The sequence below is a fragment of the Curtobacterium flaccumfaciens genome (genome assembly GCF_013359815.1).
In the GTDB taxonomy this organism is placed as follows: Bacteria; Actinomycetota; Actinomycetes; order Actinomycetales; family Microbacteriaceae; genus Curtobacterium; species Curtobacterium flaccumfaciens.
In genome coordinates this window covers 68,559-86,007 of the sequence record NZ_JABMCF010000040.1, presented here as the reverse complement: position 1 = coordinate 86,007, position 17,449 = coordinate 68,559, and the positions used below count along the sequence as shown (strand labels likewise).

The following is a 17,449-nucleotide window of genomic DNA, read 5'->3' as shown; positions in this document are numbered from 1 at the left end:
GGGCACTTCGGTCGTGCAAGCGGCGCTGGACCCGAACGCCAGCGCCGCAGTCCGGGGTCAGATCAGGTCGTCGGTCAGGTGGTTCGGCGTGCCGAAGCGGTGCGCGGTGATCGACACCGCCTGCTCGCGGACGAACGGCAGGATCTCGAGCCGCCCGGCCTCGGTCACGGGGCCGCCGTAGACCGCGACGTCCGGACGACCACCGACGGCCGAGTGCAGCGCCGAGGTGTCGCCGCCGATGAGCCGCACCCGGGTCGAGGGCCCCGAGGCGACCGAGCTCGCGAACGCCTCGTCGGACACCGTCTGCGACAGCGAGCGGACGATCGGCAGCGAACGGATCGCCGCGGCGACGGACGACGGCAGCGTCGCGGCCGTGGAGACCTCGATCGTCGTGCCGGCACGGAGCGCAGCGGCGACGACGCGGACGAGCTCGATCACCGAAGCGTCAGCGTCCGTGTCCGAGTCGGCGACCGCGGCCAGCCGCACCTGCACCGACGGGAACGGCAGGTACCGGGCGATGTTCCGCTCGGCGGAGAGCGCGGAGACGTCGGTCGCGGTGCCGAACAGCGTCGACCATGCCTGCTCGTCGGACCCCAGCGCACGGTCGAGCACCGGCGAGGACACCTCGGCAGCCCGGGCGAACGCCGAGACCGGACCCGACACGGCGACACCGGACGCAGCGGCCGCCGGCGCCGGCGTCCACGACCCGAGCCCGAGCAGGTAGTTCAGCCCACCGGCCTTCGTGCCGGCGCCGACCGCCGACTTCTTCCACCCGCCGAACGGCTGGCGGCGGACGATGGCGCCCGTGATGCCGCGGTTGACGTAGAGGTTGCCCGCCTGGATCCGCGACAGCCACGTGCCGATCTCGGCCGGGTCGAGCGAGTGCAGGCCCGAGGTCAGGCCGTAGTCGACCTCGTTCACGATGTCGATCGCCTCGTCGAGCGAGCCCGCGGTCATCATGCCGAGGATCGGGCCGAAGTACTCGGTGCGGTGGAACTCCGAGCCACGGCGGACGCCCTGTCGGACACCCGGGCTCCAGAGCTTGCCGGTCTCGTCGAGCTGCTTCGGCTCGACGGCCCAGGACTCCCCCGCCCCGAGCTTCGTCAGGCCGTCGAGCAGCTTGCCCGAGGCCGGCTCGATGACGGGACCCATCTGCGTCGCGGCGTCGGTCGGGTAGCCCACCGTGAGCGAGGCCACCGCGTCGAGCAGCTGGTTCCGGAAGCGCTTCGACTTCGCGACCGAGCCCACCATGACGACGAGGGACGCGGCTGAGCACTTCTGGCCGGCGTGCCCGAACGCCGACGCGACGACGTCCTTCACGGCGAGGTCGAGGTCCGACGACGGCGTGACGATCACGGCGTTCTTGCCCGAGGTCTCGGCGAGCAGCGGCAAGTCGGGGCGGAACGAGCGGAAGAGCTCGGCCGTCTCGTACGCACCGGTGAGGATGACCTGGTCGACCATCGGCGACGCGATGAGCTGCTGTCCGAGGTCGCTCTCGGACACCTGCAGGAACGCGAGCACGTCGGCCGGGGCCCCGTGGGCGTCGAGCGCGGTCTCGATGATCGAGGCGAGCACGGCGCCGGAGCGCTCGGCGGGCGGCGCGGGCTTCAGCACGACGGCGGACCCGGCCGCCAGCGCGGCGAGGGTCGATCCGGCGGGGATCGCGACGGGGAAGTTCCACGGTGGCGCGACCAGGGTCAGCGCCGCGGGCGTGAAGGTCGCACCGTCGACGTCGTCGAGCGAGGACGCCAGGGTGCCGTAGAAGTGCGCGAAGTCGATCGCCTCGGACACCTCGGGGTCGGCCTGGTCGATGGTCTTGCCGGTCTCCGACGCCATGACCTCGATGAGGGCGGCGCGGTTCGCCTCGAGTGCGTCGCCGACGGCGTGCAGCACGGCGCCACGCGCACCACCGGACCAGGTCCCCCAGACCGCACCGGCGGCCCTGGCGCGGCCGAGCGCGGAGTCGAGGGCCGTGGCGGAGTCGACCCGGGCCTCCTGGACGGCGCGGACGCCGAGCGTCGACGAGGCGACCCGTGCGGTGATGGCGTCGCCCCAGGCGCGGACGGCGCCGACTGACGGGTCGCTGTCCGGGGTGTTCTCGAAGTGGCCGGGGCCGGGGCGGCCGACGGCGGCGTAGCGGTCGGCGACCCGGTGTGAGGCCGGTGCTTCGAGGCCCTCGGGCGTCGCGAGCGGCACCAGGGAGGCGCGGAAGCGCTCCTCTTCACGGGCGAACAGCGGCGGCGAGGACACCAGCGAGAAGACCGCGGACATGAAGTTGTCCTGCGACGCGCCCTCTTCGAGACGGCGGATCAGGTAGGCGATCGCGACGTCGAACTCGCCCGGGTGCACGACCGGCGTGTAGAGCAGGAGCGAACCGACGGTGTTCTTCACGGCCGACGCCTGCCCCTGCGCCATGCCGAGCAGCATCTCGAACTCGATGCCGTCCCGCACGCCGCGCTCACCGGCGAGCAGCCAGGCGTGGGCGACGTCGAACAGGTTGTGCCCGGCGACACCGACGCGGACGTTCTCGACGCGCGACGGGGTGAGCGCCCAGTCGAGCACGCGCTTGTAGTTGGTGTCCGAGTCCTGCTTGGTGTGCCAGGTGGCGAGCGGCCAACCGTGGACCGAGGCCTCGACCTGCTCCATCGGCAGGTTCGCGCCCTTGACCAGACGGACCTTGATGCCGGCACCACCGCGGGCACGGCGGGCGGCGGACCACTCCTGCAGCTCCTGCATCGCGGCGAGCGCGTCGGGCAGGTACGCCTGCAGCACGATGCCGGCTTCGAGCCCGAGGAACTCCGGCTCGTCGAGGAGCTTCGTGAAGACCGCGATGGTGAGGTCGAGGTCCTTGTACTCCTCCATGTCGAGGTTGATGAACTTGGCCGGGGTGGCGGCTGCGGCGCGCTGGAAGAGCGGTCGGAGCTGTTCGACGATGTCGTCGACCGCGTGGCCGAACGCCCACGGCGAGTGCGGGTGCACCGTCGAGGACACCTTGATGGAGACGTAGTCGACGTCGTCGCGGGCCAGGAGCTTGTGCGTGCCCTCGAGCCGGCGGGCGGCTTCGCGCTCGCCCAGGACGGCCTCGCCGAGCAGGTTGACGTTGAGGCGGACGCCGTCGCGCTTGATGCCGGCGATCGCCGGGCCGAGCTTGGAGTCGGTGGCGTCGACGATCAGGTGGCCGACCATGTTGCGGAGGACGCGTCGAGCGATGGGGACGACGACGTTCGGCAGCATCGGAGCCATGCCGCCGCCGAGCCGGACGAGTCCGCGGAGCGCGGCGGGCAGGAACCCGGGGGCATCGGGGGCGATCTGGCGGAGCTTGCGGGCGGCGACGGCGAGGTCTTCCGGTCGCACGACCCCGTCGACGAACCCGACGGCGAAGTCGAGGCCGGCGGGGTCGGCGAGCACGCCGGCGAGCTGCTTCGCGGAGCCGTCGACCGGGTAGGTCTCGGCCTCGGCCAGCCACTGTCGGACGAGCGCGACGGACTGGTCCGCCAGGGCGTCGTGGTCGATGGCGGAGTCCTCGTGCAGCGTCGTCATGGGTTCAGTGTGGAGGTTCGGGATGCGGTAGCGGAAGTGAGCGTTCCTGATGGATACCGTTCAGTTGCGCTACCGTTCTTGGCCCGGCCCGGCTAGCGTCGGACCATGCTCGACGTCCGCCGTCTCGTGCTCCTCCGTGAGCTGTCCATCCGCGGCACGATCGCGGCCGTCGCCGAGGCCGTGAACTTCACCCCGTCGGCGGTCTCGCAGCAGCTGAGTGCCCTGGAGCGGGAGGCCGGCGTGCAGCTCCTCCGCAAGGCCGGGCGACGGCTCCAGCTCACCCCGCAGGCCGAGGTGCTCGTGGCCGCGGCGGGCCAGGTGCTCGACGTCCTCGAGCACGCGCAGTCACAGGTCGAGGACACCCTGTCGTCCGTGCAGGGGCGTGTGCGGGTCGCGGTGTTCCAGTCCGCGGCCCTCGCCCTGATGCCGAGCGCCCTGCACGAGATGGCCACGGAACACCCCGACGTCCGGGTCGAGATGGTCCAGCGGGAACCGGAGACCGCACTGAACGAGACGTGGGCTCGTGACTTCGACATGGTCATCGCCGAGCAGTACCCGGCCCACGCCGCTCCGCACCTGCCCGGGCTCGACCGCTCCGACCTGACGACCGACGCCGTCCGGCTCGCCCTGCCCCCGCTCGACACGGCCCTACGCCCGGTGTCGTCGCTCGAGGACGCCCGCACCATGCCCTGGGTGATGGAACCCCGCGGCACCGCGTCGCGGCACTTCGCCGAGCAGGTCTGTCGGCGCTGGGGCTTCGAGCCCGACGTCCGGTACGAGACCGCCGACCTGCAGACGCAGATCCGCCTGGTCGAGTCGGGCAACGCGGTGAGCCTGATGCCGGACCTGATGTGGACCGGTCGGACGACGACCTGTCGGCTGCTCGAGCTGCCGGAGGGCCCGCGACGCACGATCTTCACCGTGGTGCGGTCCGCGGGGTCGTCCTCCCCGGCGGTGCGTGCACTCCGTGACGCGCTCGAGCGTGCGGCGGCGGCCGTCGGCGACTGATCCGTCGGCGCGCACGTCATCCGGCGCGCACGCCATCCGGCGCGCACATCAGCCACCGCGCACGCGAGACGGCACCGTGACCGGATCGAGACCTGGGCATCCGTCAGGATCTCGTCGACGCAGACATCTCCTGGATGAGGGCACCTCCCGGTGCCCCGACCGGCATCCGAGGGGGATCCCATGAACCAGCCCTGCACCTCCACCACGCGACGGGTCGCTGCCATCGGCGCAGCCGTCGCCATCGTCACCGCGTCGTCGGCGTTCGGCATCGGCGCCGCGACCGCCGTCGCCGCCGAGCCCACGACCGCCACGAGCACGGCGACACCCGGTACGCCGGCCGAGGCCGCCGCGCCCGTCACGACGGTCGACACCGACGAGCAGCCGGGAGGCCCGTCCACCGACCCGACGCCGACTGCGGTCCCGGAAACGGCGGCACCAGAGCCCACGGCACCCGCCGCACCGGCGACACCTGCGGCACCTGCGGCACCCGCGGCACCCGCGGCCGACGACGGCAGCGACCTCGCCTTCACGGAACCGTCGACCGCCGAGGACCCGATCGAGCTCACCGCCACCAGCGGCACGCCCTTCACTCGCACCTTCGAGACCACCGGCGGCGACGGCACCGTCGGCTACGCCATCCAGGATGCGCCGTCCTCCGACTACTGGGTCAACGTCGACACCGGCGTCCTGAGCGGCGACCCGAAGGAGGCCGGGACCTTCCGGTTCCAGGTCGTCGCCCTGAGCGGCTCGACCGAGATCACCCAGTACGTCGAGCTGACGGTCGCTCCCGGTGACCCCGTGGGCGTGACGTTCGGCGTCGCCACCCCGAACTACGACGGGCTGTGGCAGGTCGAGACCGACGGCACGATCTGGGAGCAGGCCGCCGGTCAGGGCCGCGTCCGCATCGTGCCGAGCATCCCCGTCGCTGAGGACACCCCCCTCACGCTCGCCGGCCTCGCAGTCGACGCGTACGGCAACCGGACCACGCCGGGTCCGGACTACCCCCGGTCGACCGTCACGAGCACGGACGACTCCGACTCGGCGGTGTGGAACGACGGGGACTCCTCGAACACCGTGACCTTCGGCGGCACCGGCACCCGGACCGTGACGGTCTCCGAAGGGGGCGTCGCCACGTCGTTCGAGGTCGTGGTCGGCGCCGAGGACACCGACGAACCCGCCGCCCCGGACACCATCACGTTCACCGAGCCCTCGACGCCCGAGTCCCCCATCCGCATCGAGACCACCGCGGGCGAGCAGATCGAGCGCACCTTCACCGCGACGGGGTCGTCGACGGAGCTGCACTACGTCCTGCTGACCGGCCCGACGGCGTTCCCCGTCCCGGGCAACGAACACCCGATCGCACCGCTCGGCCTCGCCGTCGGCGACACGAGCGGGATCCTGAGCGGCGCCCCGACGGTGGCCGGCGAGTACGACTTCCAGGTCATGGCCATGAACGGGTCCCGCGCTGCCACCCAGTACGTCCACCTGTCCATCCGTCCCGCCGAGACGAAGGAACTCAGCCTGCTCGTCGGCACGATCGGGTCCCCGAAGGGATGGCTCCGTGACGCCGAGGGCCTGCGCGAGATCTTCGCGGAGAGCCCGAAGTCGATCCCGGTCGACGCCGTCCCGGTGGCCCAGGGGGCGACGATGGTCGTCCGGGTGACGGCCCTCGACGCGTTCGGGAACAGCACGAAGGAGTCCGACGGCGCGCAGCCCGTCGTGACGAGCAGCGTGGCCAGCGACGAAGTGACGATGCCGTACGGCGAGTGGGCGCCCCGCGTCGGGTTCCCGCACGCCTCGCCGCACACCATCACGGTCGCCCTCGGTGACGTCTCGACCACGTTCGACGTGGACGTGCGGCCGTCGGTCGCGACCGTCGGCGACACGACCCCGACGGCCGGCGGCGGTGGGCACCTCGCCTACACGGGCGCTGACGCCTCCGGGCCGCTCGCGTGGGCGCTGGGCCTGCTCGCCGCCGGCGGCGGTCTGCTGGTCCACCGTCTGCGTCGCCGTCGCGCCTGAGACGCGGCCCCGGACGGACGGGAGGCGCGGTGCGGGCCCGCACCGCGCCTCCCGTCCGTCCTGCCGCACCCCCAGGGCGCGCCGCGCGTGCGGGGGTCCGGCGGTTTCCCGCACGCACCCCCAACCCGGGTCACATTCCGGTGAATCGTCACAGCCCGGCAACGTCATCCCGCTACGATCCGAGAACGCCGACATTCTCGGCAAATTCACATGATCTGGGCGATGAGCCCGGACCGAATCCCTGGGGGGTCCCGTGCACCGCAGCACCTCCACTGTCCGTCGCGCCTGCGCCGTCGGCACCACCGTCGCCCTGGTCGGCCTGACCACCGGCCTCGGCATCATGACCGCGACGGCCGCCAACGCCGAGACGCTCGACACCACGCAGCCGATCGTGGCCGCCGAGACGCCGGCCCCGACCCCGGCCGAGGGCAGCGAGACGCCCACGCCGACGAACCCGCCCGTCGAGACCGCGCCCGAGACCCCGGCTCCGGCCGAGGAAGCCCCGGCGCCCACCCCCGAGGCCACCGAGCCCGCCGCGCCGGAGACCACCGAGCCCGCCGCCACCGAGGCTCCGAAGCCGACCGAGACCCCGAAGCCGGACGTCACGACCAAGGCCGCCGACGCCACCGTCACCATCGAGGGCACGGCCAAGGTCGGCACCCGACTCGTCGCCGTCGTCACCGGCTTCGACGACGAGGCGGGGTACAAGTACTCGTGGACCGACCAGGACGGCAACGTCCTGTCGAAGGCCGCGAGCTACGTCGTCGACCCGACCGACGTCCGCAAGACCATCACGGTCGCCGTCACGGGCACGCTGCCCGGCGCGACCGAGACCTCCACGGTCGAGTCCGAGGCCACCGCCGCCGTGACGCAGACCCCGGCGTTCCTCGGTGAGGACGGCCAGCCCACCAAGGCCGGTGCCACGCAGGACAGCCCGCTCGAGCTGAGCACCGCCGCCGGTGACGCCTTCTCGCACACCTTCCGCGCGCAGGGCTTCCCGGAGCCGAAGTACAGCCTCGCCTGGTTCGACGAGGACGACGCCGAGTACGCCGAGGAGTTCCCGGAGGATGAGATGTCCCCCGCGGACCAGCTCCCCTACGGTCTGACCTTCGACGCCTCGACCGGTGAGCTCAGTGGCGTCACCACCGAGGCGTGGGACTGGACCTTCGCCGTCACGGCAACCAGTGGCACCGAGACGACCACGCAGTACGTTTCGCTCAACGTCGAGGCCGGTGCGCCGCTCGGCCTGTTCGTCTACACGACCGACCGCGCCGGAGCCTTCGACTTCGACGAGAACGACACCAAGAAGCGCACCACGTGGATCATCGACCCGGACGGCAAGGTCTACACCGTCATCACGCAGGGTGACGGCGACGGTGGCCAGGTCGGCACCGAGGTCGACGGCGGTCGCCCCACGATCAAGCAGGGTGGGACGCTCATCGTGACCGGCACGGTCGTCGATCGGTTCGGCAACGAGGTCCTGGGCGAGGACGACGAGTCGATCACGCCCACCGTGACGTCGGACGTCTCGACCGACGTCATCGCCGCAGACCCCGAGATCGGTGAGTTCGGCTTCATCGGCGTCACGTTCCCGCACGCCTCGATCCACAACCTCACGGTCGCCGCCGGCGATTTCGCCACCTCGTTCGCCGTGGACGTCCAGCCGACCGCGGTCGCCGGCATCGCCGACCCGACCCCGGTCGCGCCGGCAGCGGCCCCGGTCGCCCCGGTCAACACCGGCGGCCAGCTCGCCTACACCGGTTCGGACACCACCGACGCACTGCCGTGGGCCCTCGGCCTGCTCGTCGCCGGTGCCGGCCTCATCGGCGCCCGCTTCGCGCGTCGTCGTCGCGCCCAGCGCTGACACCCTGAGACGTCTCCCGTCCGTCGCGTGCCCGCGCGGTGGACGGGAGGCCCGTGACGGCCCCGCCTGCTCCCGCACCGGAGCAGGCGGGGCCGTTTCGCATCCGCGCCCGGCCGGGTCCGCGCCGGTAGCGTTGGCGACATGCCCACGCTGCTGCACATCGACTCCTCGGCCGACCTGTCCCACTCCCGCTCGCGCGCACTGACCGCGGCCTTCGCCGACGCCTGGCGCGCCCGCGGCCCGGAGTACACGGTCGTCCGGCGGGACCTGCACGTCGACCAGCTCCCCCACCTGGAGAGCTCGGCGCTGCACTGGGCCGCCGCCGACCGCACCGCCGAGGAGACCGTCGCGCCCGAAGCCGACGCACTGCGGCAAGAGGTCATCGACGAGCTCCTGGCCGCCGACGTCGTCGTGGTGGGTGCACCGCTGTACAACTACACCGTGCCGTCGACCCTGAAGGCCTGGATCGACCGCATCCACGTCCCCGGCATCCTGACCGGCGGCGTGCAGCCCCTGGCCGGACGACCCGTCGTCACCGTGGTGAGCCGCGGCGCGACCTACGACGCCGGCACCCCGACCGAGGGCTGGGACCACGGCTCCCCCGTCCTGCACATCGTGCTCGGCACTGCGCTCGGCATGAAGCTGTACCCGATCACCGTCAGCGCGACCCTGGCCGACCGGCTGCCGGACCTCGCACCGCTGGCCGACCACGCCGCCGCGGAGTTCGCCGACGCGAAGACGACGATCGAGCGCCTGGCGACGACGCTCGGCTGACCCGCGCGTCCGCGGCGCTCGTCAGGCGGGCCGGATCTCGCCGGCCCGCCCGAGCAGGTCCGCGTGGAAGGCCGTCTGCGTCAGCGCGCTCGCGAGCAGGAACCCGGTCATCGACTCGATCCCGCCGCTGAAGGGCACCCGGGCGGCGACCTCGAACAGCGTCGGACGGTCCAGTGCGTCGAGGGCCGCGGCAACGTGGCGCGAGCGTTCCTCCCGGTGCCGGGCCAGGGTCTGCGCGCGGGTGACGACGTCGCGGAACCGGTACTCGTGCCCCGGGCAGACCTCGAGGTCGGCGTACGGGTCGAGCCGCGCGAGGGACGCCAGGTAGTCGCCGAGCGGGTTCGTCCCGGTCCGGCCGCCGAGTCCGATGCCGGAGTTGATCCGCGGCAGCACGTGGTCGCCGGAGAACAGCAGGCCGTCGGCCTCGTCGAGGAAGCACACGTGCCCGCTCGTGTGCCCCGGGGTCCACAGCGCGCGGATCGTCCGACCGGGGATCGGCAGCAGGTCGCCGTCCTCGAGCAGCACGTCGGCGTACGGCGCCTCGATCCGGCCCATCCCGATCCGGCGTCCGCTGCCCCACGCCTCGACGACCCCGGCCTGCAGGTGCTCGGGCAGCCCCCACGTCGCGATGTCCGCGTCGTTCCGCTCGGCGTCGGCGCGTTCCCGTTCGAGCGCCCGGACCTCGAGGCTGTGCATCGCCACGCGTGCTCCCGTCGCCCGCCGGATGGCCGCCGCGGCACCCAGGTGGTCGGCGTGCAGGTGCGTCACGGCCACGAGCGACACGTCGTCCAGGTTCCGTCCGATCGCGGCGAGCCCGTCCCGCAGCTCGGCGAGCCCACCGTCGGCAGACCACCCGGGATCGATCACCGCGAGCGAGCCGTCCGCCGCCTCGACGACGTAGACCAGGGTCGCGTCGGGCACCCCGAAGCGGAACGGCACCGCGAGGGTCCAGATGCCTGGCCGGACCTGCTCGACGGGTGGCAGGACGCCGTCGCGGAGCGCGGCGGCCTGCATGGGGCTGATCGGTTCCGGGGCCGGCGCTGCCGGCGGAGGCACGGTCGTCACGCCGGCCACCCTACCGACGCTGGCCGACCTGCCCGGGGTAATCCGGGCCTCCCGGCCGCGCATCGTGAGCAGAAGATGTCGGGTCGTCGAGCCGAACCCGACCATTCCTGCTCACGAAGTGCGCAGCCCCGCCGACGCGCGCGAGTAGACAGGACCCATGGAGATCGCACCGATGCTCGCCAAGGCCGTCGCCACCGTCCCCGACCCGGACAGCACGAAGGGCGGGCTGCGGTACGAACCGAAGTGGGACGGCTTCCGCGGCATCGTGACCATCGACGGTGACGACGTCGAGATCGGCAGCCGCGGCGCCAAGCCGCTCACCCGGTACTTCCCCGAGCTCGTCGAGGCGATCCGCGCGCAGTTCGGCGGCCGCGACCACCCGGTCGTCCTGGACGGCGAGGTGATCCTGCGTTCCGGTGAGCCCGGTGCCGAGCGCCTCGACTGGGAGGCGCTGTCGCAGCGCATCCACCCGGCGGCCTCACGGATCGCCAAGCTCAGCGTCGAGACGCCGGCGCAGTTCGTGGCCTTCGACCTGCTGGCGGCGGACGGCGAGGAGCTGGTGGACCGCCCCTTCGACGAGCGTCGCGAGCGCCTGGAGCAGCTCGGCGACGCGATGACCGACCCGCTCTTCGTCACCCGCACCACGCTCGACGTCGAGCAGGCGCGCGAGTGGCTCACCACGTTCGAGGGCGCCGGGCTCGACGGCGTCGTCGCGAAGCCGCGAGCGCGGCCGTACGAACCGAACAAGCGCTCGATGCTCAAGATCAAGCACCACCGCACCGCCGACGTCGTCGCCATCGGCTACCGCGTGCACAAGAGCGGCTCCGGCGTCGGGTCCCTGCTGGTCGGCCTGTACGACGCGGACGGCGAGCTGCGCCAGGTCGGCGGCGTCTCCGCCTTCTCCGACAAGCGCCGGGCCGCGTTGATCGACGAGCTCGAGCCCGTCGTGATCCGCGATGCGGACGGGAGGCCCGTCACCGGTGACGGGGAACGGTCGCGGTTCTCGTCGGGTCGCGACACGTCGTTCGTCCGGCTGGCGCCGGAGCTGGTGCTCGAGGTCCGGTACGACCAGATGGAGGGCGACCGGTTCCGGCACACGGTGCAGTTCGAGCGGTGGCGGCCCGACCGCGACGCGACGTCGTGCGGGTTCGAGCAGCTCGAGGTGCCGAGTGCGTACGACCTGAACGACGTGCTGTCCTGACGACGGAACGCACTGCGGTGTCCGTTTGTCGCTGTTCTGTCACGTTCGGGGAAAAGTAGTTAGCCGAACTAGCGATGCCGTGCCAGGATGATCTCAGCAGCACGAGGCGTCCAGTCCGGGCGCCCGGATCGAAAGCGGTCGACATGAGCACCAGCACGCTTGTCCGCCACCCTCGGCGGAGCCCCTTCACAGAAGTCCGAGAGGCACGGCGCCAGCGCGTCCTGCAGCTCAGCGCGGTCATCAGCGCCATCGCCGGCGTGACCGCCACGGCGCTCGCACTCGTCACGGTCGGACTCGGCTCGTGATCGTCGACGGCATCACCGACGTGCACCGCGGCACCTGGTCGCGGCTCACCCGCCTGCACACCGCCAGCATCGGGCTGCCGACGCACACCACGCGCGTCGAGGACCCGGATCGTCAGCGGGACGTCTCCTCCGCAGCCTGAGGTTCGGCCGCTGGGCCTCAGCCCGGCTTCTTCGCCCGCGAGGGCTGCACGCGCGGTGGCTCCCCCGGCATCTTCGGGAAGTCCGGCGGGAACGGCAGCTCCCCTTCGCCGTTCGCCAGGTCACGCTCCCACCACTCGAGCAGCGGCGCGATGCTGCCCGGCTGCTCCCCCATCGACTCCCACGGGTCGCCGGTGGTCCGCAGCCGCTCCGGCACCGTGCGGATCGTGAAGGTCGTCGGGTCCGCGGTGCGCAGTTCGTCCCAGGTGATCGGCGTCGACACCGAAGCGTGTGCGAGAGCTCGGGGGCTGTAGGCGCCCGCCATCGTGCGGTCGCGGTTCGCCTGGTTGAAGTCGACGAAGATCCGCTGTCCTCGCTCCTCCTTCCACCACGCCGTCGTGACCCGGTCGGGCATCCGGCGTTCGAGCTCGCGAGCCGCGGCGATCACCGCGTGCCGGACCTCGAGGAACTCGTGCTCGGGGCGGATCGGCGCGAACACGTGCAGGCCGCGGTTGCCGCTCGTCTTGATCCAGGTGCTCAGGCCGACCTCGTCGAGGACCTTCCGCAGCTCCTCGGCCACCGGCACGGTGTCGCCGAAATCGGTCCCGGGCTGCGGGTCGAGGTCGATGCGGAGCTGGTCCGGGTGGTCGCTGTCCTCGGCACGAGAGGCCCACGGGTGGAACACCACCGTGTTCATCTGCGCGGCCCACACCGCCACGGCCGGCTCGTCGATCACGAGCTGCGGGTGCGACCGGGCACTCGGGTAGGTCACCGTCACCGAGCGGACGTAGTCGGGCGCACCCTTGGGCGGGTTCTTCGAGAAGAACTGCTCGCCGTCGACGCCGCCGGGGAACCGCTGCAGCGAGATCGGCCGGTCCCCGTTCGCCCGGACGAAGGCGTCGCCCACCGTCACGAGGTACTCCGCGAGGTCGAGCTTCGTGATGCCCGCCTTGGGCCAGAGCACCCGCGAGGGGCTGCTGATCCGGACCTCACGGTCACCGTCGGGCCCCGGCACCCGCACCATTGTCGCTTCGCTCGCCATGCAGCGGACCGTACACGCGTGGCGGCCGCCCGCCCGCAGCCGGGACCGCTCTTGTTCCCGCAAGACACCGGTGTTCCCTGGTCGAACACGCGCACGCCGGTGTTCAGCGCGCGGACACCGGTGTCGTGCGGGCAGCACTCACATGACGTTCCAGTGCAGGTGACCGTTCGCGTCAGGACCCTTGCCGCCGCAGGTGTACGAATTGCCGTTCGCCGCCTGCGCGACGACACCGGCCTGCGCATCGGCGCAGAACGCCCCGGGCGTGATGAAGTCCTGCGACGGTGCCGGCGCCTGCTCGACGGGCGCGGGAGCAGGAGCAGCTGGCGCAGGCGCGGGAGCCGGAGCCGGCTCGACGTACGACCCGACCGCGGTCACCTCGGGCACCGGTGCCGTCGACACGGTCCTGGACACCTGGACTCGGTCCGTCTCGACGCCGTCGGTGGTGGTCACGCGGTACGTGCGGGTGAGCACGCCGTCGACACCCGCCGTCTGCAGCCGCGTCTGCCCCTTCGCCAGGGTCGGATCGTCGATGGTGGTCTTCCGGAAGTGGATCGGGAAGTCCTTCGAGACCTCCGACACCTCGACGACCGGGGTCGGCGTCGGGGTCGGGGTCGGCGTCGCAATGGGTGTGGGGGTCGTGGCGACGTCGGCGACGGCTCGCGGAGAAGCAGAGTCCTGGCTCGCACTCGTCACGGCGGCGCCCACCACAGCACCGGCGGTGCCCACGCCCCCGACCCAGATCACTGCTGCGATCGCGACGACGACCGAAGCCTTCGCCTTCGTCGGTAGTGCTGACCAGCGCATCCTGCGACATCCCCTCGTGTTCGGTACGACGGTCCAGGGTGCCCCGTGCTCCGTCGACCGCTGCACCCCCACTCCGGGGCAGCCGCGCTGTGAGGATGAACCGGCCGCCGGGCAGGATGGGCGAGTGAACGCGTACCTCGGCATCGACCTGGCGTGGGGGCTCGGCTCCGAGCGGAAGGCCGCGAACGAGACCGGGCTGATGGCGATGGACCACGACGGCACGATCACCGACGCCGGGTGGGCCCGCGGGGTCGACGCCGTCACGGACTGGATCGCCGAGCACCTCGGGCCACGATCCCTGATCGCCGTGGACGCCTCGCTCGTCGTGACGAACCCGACGGGCATCCGCGAGTCCGAGCGGCAGGTCGGGCAGCGGTACGGCCGGTGGAAGGTCGCGGCGAACCCGACCAACCAGGCGTCTGCGGCGAGCGCCGGCTCGGCGTTGCTCGACCGGCTGACCGAGCTGGGCGTCGACTATGTCTCCGACACGGACGCCATGCGGGCACGGACCGGTCCAGCGATGTTCGAGTGCTACCCGTACACGACGCTGGTGGGGGTGGAGGAACTCGGCTACGACGTCGAACGCCCCCGCTACAAGCGACTCGACCTGCGGATCCCCGCCGCCGAGGCCCGTGCCCGTCGCGCCGAGGCCTTCGACGAACTGGTCCGGCGGCTGCGCGAGACCCCGCTCGACCCGCCACTGCTGCTCGACTCCCACCCGCTGACGCAGCGGCTCGCCGACCGGTCGGTGCTGCACGGTCCGACGCACAAGCACCGCGAGGACCTGCTCGACGGGGCGCTGTGCGCGTGGACGGCGGCGTTCTGGGAGCGACACGGCGACCAGCGCGTGCAGATCCTGGGAGGTGATCCGGGCCTCCCCAACGACCCGCTGGACGAGGCGGGCCGCCGGCCCGTCGTGGTGGCGCCCGCGCGCCCGTCGCAGCGTTGACGGCGCGAGAAGGATCAGATCTCGCCCGTTGCTGCCGCCGTGCAGATCACCTTCGTGAGGAGTTCGCGAAGGGGTTGCAAGTCACCGAGCATCGACCGGCGGGCGGCGTGATGGTTCTCATTCGTCGTGACCCTCCGCCAGTCGAGCACGACACCGCGCTCGGCCGCGTACTCGCGCCAGAACTCCCGCTGGGTTCGCCCGTTGCCCTCCATGAAGGGATGGATGTAGTTGAGCGTCGCGAACTGCTCGGTCAAGAAGTCCAGAGGGCGCTCCGGCATCCGGGGCGAAGCGAGCTCATCGTCCAGTCGGGCCATCCGTGCGGGGATCAGTTCAGGTGCCAGGAACGGTTCGTCAGGGTTCTTCGCAATGCCGTCGAGCCGGTACTCACCTGCCCAGACGTAGACGTCCTGGAAGAGATGGGCGTGGATACGGCGCACCCGTTCCGATGGCAGGAGCCCCGCGAGTCCGGGAACCTCACCGAGCAGGAGGTCCAACTCTCGGTCCTGCACCTCAGGGACCTCGAGTTCCGCGAGCTGATCACGGCTCGTGGCCCCGAACTTGTTGCGGAGGACGTACTGGTCGTCGTAGTACCCGCCGTCGGGTCGAGGACTCACCGACGGTGCGCGAAAGCCCGGAGCTCCTCGCGACTGATCTCGCCCTTCGCGAAGCGGTCCATGTACCGGATCCACTCGGGGTTGTCCTTGAAGCCTTCGAGTCGCCCGGAGTGGATCACCGCAGCGACGGCGCGCGTCCGCTTGACGCGCTCCGAGCCGGAGACGGTCCGAACCATTCGCTTGGGCATGCACCAATGCTACGCCGGGGCGCGCACGTGTTCCAGACCCGCCAGGACGGCCCGTCGTGGTGGCGCCCGCGCGCCCGTCGCAGCGGAGGCCGCGCGGCTAGGGTTGAGCGGTGAGCACGACGACCGAACCCCTGCACATCGGGCTGGTGTCGCTGCACACCTCCCCCGGAGACGAACCCGGTTCGGGCGAGGTCGGCGGCATGAACGTCGTCGTCCGGCACCAGGCCGAGGCACTGGCCGATCTGGGCCACCACGTGGACATCATCACGCGCCGGTCCGCCCCGACGCAGCCGGACTCGGTGTCGCTCGTGCCGGGCGTGTGCCTGCGGTTCCTGTCCGCCGGGCCGGCCGAGCCGGTGCCGAAGGGCGAGCACGACGCGTTCATCGAACCGTTCCGCCACGAGCTGGAGCAGCTCGGGCCGTTCGACGTCCTGCACTCGCACCACTGGTTCTCCGGCGCGGCCGCGCTGCCCGTCGCCCGCGAGCGCGGCATCCCCCACGTGCAGTCGTTCCACTCCATCGCCGCCGATCCGGCCACGCCGCTGTCCGAGGGCGAACGACCCGAGTCCGCCGGCCGCATCGCCGGCGAGGAACTGCTCGCACGCGAGTCGGACGCCGTCGTCGTGGTGTCCGAGGCAGAGGCCTCGACCGTGCGCACCCGGCTCGGCGGCGACGACGCCCGCATCTGGATCGTGCCGCCGGGGGTCGACGGCTCCGTCTTCCGCCCCGCCGCCGTCGGCGCGCGCCGCGCCGCCACCCCCTACGTGGTCGCAGCGGCGCGCGTGCAGCCCCTCAAGGGCCTGGACCTGGCGATCGAGGCGATCGCGGACATCAGCCTGGAGGCCCGCCCCACCCTGGTCATCGCGGGCGACGTCTCGAGTGAGGCGGGCGACTACGTGGACGAACTGCGTCGGCTCGCCGATGCGCGGGGCATCGCCGACCACGTCACCTTCATCGGGCCGCAGTCGCGTGCCGACCTGGCGTTCCTGTTCCGTGGCGCGGCAGCCGTGCTCGTGCCGTCACACTCCGAGACGTACGGGCTCGTCGCGCTCGAGGGTTCCGCTTCCGGGGTGCCGGTCGTGGCCGCGGCTGCCGGGGGCCTGCGTGAGGCCGTGGTCGACGGGGAGACGGGCGTCGTGCTCGAGTCCCGTGACCCGCAGGAGTGGGCAGCCGAGATCGAGCGGATCCTGACGGATGCGCCGTACGCCGCCGGGCTCGCCGCTGCGGGTCGGGAGCACGCGGAGCGCCTGAGCTGGGAGCGGTCGGCCGCGGGACTCGAGGACGTCTACCGCCGGGTGCTCGGGCGCTCGTGAGCGGGACGGGCGGCCGGTTCGCCGCGTTCTGGGCGGCGCTCGACGCCGTGCCCGTCGAGTCGGACGCCGAGGCGCTCTACGACGTCGGATCGGCCGAGGGACGACTCCGCCGGGCGAACCTCACGCGGTACCTGGAGCAGTCCGGGCCGGGGGCCGACACGTTGCTCGTGGCCGAGGCCCCGGGGTGGCGCGGGATGACGAACACGGGTGTCCCGTTCACGAACATGCGCGAACTCGGACCCGAGTACGGCGTGCCACCGGAGCCGACGGCACCGTGGGAGGCCTCGTCGCGCGTCGTGCACGCTGCGCTGGACGGCTGGCGCGGTGCTCTCCCGGTGGCGTGGGCGATCTTCCCGCACCACCCCTTCGTGGCCCCGGACCGGCTGACGAACCGGACGCCCCGACCCGCCGAGGTCCGCTCGGGCGCGCCCGTCGCCCTCGCGCTGCTGGAAGCCCTCGGCGGCGTGGAGCGGGTCCGGGTGGTCGCCGTCGGTCGCAAGGCGCAGGGAGCACTCGCCTTGGCCGGCATCGCGGCGACCGCCGTGCGGCACCCGGCGCAGGGCGGCGCGACGCAGTTCACCGAGCAGCTGCGGGTGCTGGACCGCTAGCCGTCCGTCCGCCC

Annotated in this window: 16 protein-coding genes; 10 read left to right on the top strand and 6 right to left on the bottom strand. The window is 72.3% G+C overall.

All coding sequences use genetic code 11. The features are described from left to right. Window positions 1–57: 57 nt before the first annotated feature. Entirely contained in the window at window positions 58–3,540 is a 3,483-nt protein-coding gene (locus tag HP445_RS14165) for a proline dehydrogenase family protein (RefSeq protein WP_128779651.1), read from the bottom strand. 105 nt (window positions 3,541–3,645) lie between these two features. Between HP445_RS14165 and HP445_RS14160 the strand changes: the two genes are divergently transcribed. The 4 genes from HP445_RS14160 to HP445_RS14145 all read left to right on the top strand — a co-directional run bounded on the left by HP445_RS14160 (window position 3,646) and on the right by HP445_RS14145 (window position 9,208). Further along, entirely contained in the window at window positions 3,646–4,548 is a 903-nt protein-coding gene (locus tag HP445_RS14160; protein ID WP_111047392.1) for a LysR substrate-binding domain-containing protein, read from the top strand. Between the two features lie 180 nt (window positions 4,549–4,728). Beyond that, on the top strand, window positions 4,729–6,570 hold the full coding sequence (locus HP445_RS14155; protein ID WP_128779650.1) for a hypothetical protein: 1,842 nt from the start codon (window positions 4,729–4,731) through the stop codon (window positions 6,568–6,570). Window positions 6,571–6,823: 253 nt separating this feature from the next. Continuing rightward, window positions 6,824–8,434: a putative Ig domain-containing protein gene (locus HP445_RS14150; protein ID WP_128779649.1), complete on the top strand. Its 1,611-nt coding sequence runs from the start codon at window positions 6,824–6,826 to the stop codon at window positions 8,432–8,434. A gap of 141 nt (window positions 8,435–8,575) precedes the next feature. Continuing rightward, the gene (locus HP445_RS14145) at window positions 8,576–9,208 is read left to right on the top strand and encodes an FMN-dependent NADH-azoreductase (RefSeq protein ID WP_111039496.1); all 633 of its coding nucleotides are present in this window, start codon (window positions 8,576–8,578) and stop codon (window positions 9,206–9,208) included. A 21-nt stretch (window positions 9,209–9,229) separates the two neighbouring features. On the opposite strand, the gene HP445_RS14140 is transcribed toward HP445_RS14145, so the two are convergent. Next, entirely contained in the window at window positions 9,230–10,273 is a 1,044-nt protein-coding gene (locus HP445_RS14140; protein ID WP_164941083.1) for an MBL fold metallo-hydrolase, read from the bottom strand. Between the two features lie 157 nt (window positions 10,274–10,430). On the opposite strand from HP445_RS14140, the gene HP445_RS14135 reads away from it, so the two are divergent. From HP445_RS14135 to HP445_RS14125, 3 genes are all read left to right on the top strand, one after another. Next, window positions 10,431–11,474, top strand: coding sequence for an ATP-dependent DNA ligase (locus HP445_RS14135; protein WP_128779647.1), 1,044 nt, complete (start codon window positions 10,431–10,433; stop codon window positions 11,472–11,474). Window positions 11,475–11,617: 143 nt separating this feature from the next. Next, on the top strand, window positions 11,618–11,779 hold the full coding sequence (locus HP445_RS14130; protein WP_163343780.1) for a hypothetical protein: 162 nt from the start codon (window positions 11,618–11,620) through the stop codon (window positions 11,777–11,779). Continuing rightward, entirely contained in the window at window positions 11,776–11,919 is a 144-nt protein-coding gene (locus tag HP445_RS14125) for a hypothetical protein (RefSeq protein ID WP_155896788.1), read from the top strand. The genes HP445_RS14130 and HP445_RS14125 overlap by 4 nt, the downstream gene beginning before the upstream one ends. A 17-nt stretch (window positions 11,920–11,936) precedes the next feature. Here the strand turns inward: HP445_RS14125 and ligD are convergent, their stop codons facing one another. Further along, entirely contained in the window at window positions 11,937–12,959 is a 1,023-nt protein-coding gene (ligD, locus tag HP445_RS14120) for a non-homologous end-joining DNA ligase (protein ID WP_128779646.1), read from the bottom strand. Between the two features lie 138 nt (window positions 12,960–13,097). Then, complete coding sequence (locus tag HP445_RS14115) at window positions 13,098–13,763, bottom strand: G5 domain-containing protein (RefSeq protein WP_128779645.1); 666 nt, start codon at window positions 13,761–13,763, stop codon at window positions 13,098–13,100. A 124-nt stretch (window positions 13,764–13,887) separates the two neighbouring features. Between HP445_RS14115 and HP445_RS14110 the strand changes: the two genes are divergently transcribed. After that, window positions 13,888–14,712 carry a DUF429 domain-containing protein gene (locus HP445_RS14110; RefSeq protein ID WP_175330819.1) on the top strand — a complete coding sequence of 275 codons (825 nt, stop codon included), beginning with the start codon at window positions 13,888–13,890 and terminating at the stop codon, window positions 14,710–14,712. 14 nt (window positions 14,713–14,726) lie between these two features. Here HP445_RS14110 and HP445_RS14105 read toward each other — a convergent pair whose 3' ends face one another. Beyond that, the gene (locus tag HP445_RS14105; RefSeq protein WP_163343783.1) at window positions 14,727–15,326 is read right to left on the bottom strand and encodes a Fic/DOC family protein; all 600 of its coding nucleotides are present in this window, start codon (window positions 15,324–15,326) and stop codon (window positions 14,727–14,729) included. Next, window positions 15,323–15,514, bottom strand: a complete 192-nt coding sequence (locus HP445_RS14100) for an antitoxin VbhA family protein (RefSeq protein ID WP_146245006.1) — start codon at window positions 15,512–15,514, stop codon at window positions 15,323–15,325. Before HP445_RS14100 ends, HP445_RS14105 begins: the two co-directional genes overlap by 4 nt. 110 nt (window positions 15,515–15,624) lie before the next feature. Here HP445_RS14100 and HP445_RS14095 point away from each other — a divergent pair, with 110 nt between their 5' ends. Both HP445_RS14095 and HP445_RS14090 read left to right on the top strand, forming a co-directional pair. Beyond that, a complete protein-coding gene (locus HP445_RS14095) occupies window positions 15,625–16,827 on the top strand; it encodes a glycosyltransferase (protein ID WP_111030293.1) in 1,203 nt (400 codons plus the stop codon). After that, entirely contained in the window at window positions 16,824–17,435 is a 612-nt protein-coding gene (locus HP445_RS14090) for a uracil-DNA glycosylase (RefSeq protein ID WP_128779642.1), read from the top strand. Before HP445_RS14095 ends, HP445_RS14090 begins: the two co-directional genes overlap by 4 nt. The last annotated feature ends 14 nt before the right edge of the window (window positions 17,436–17,449 follow it).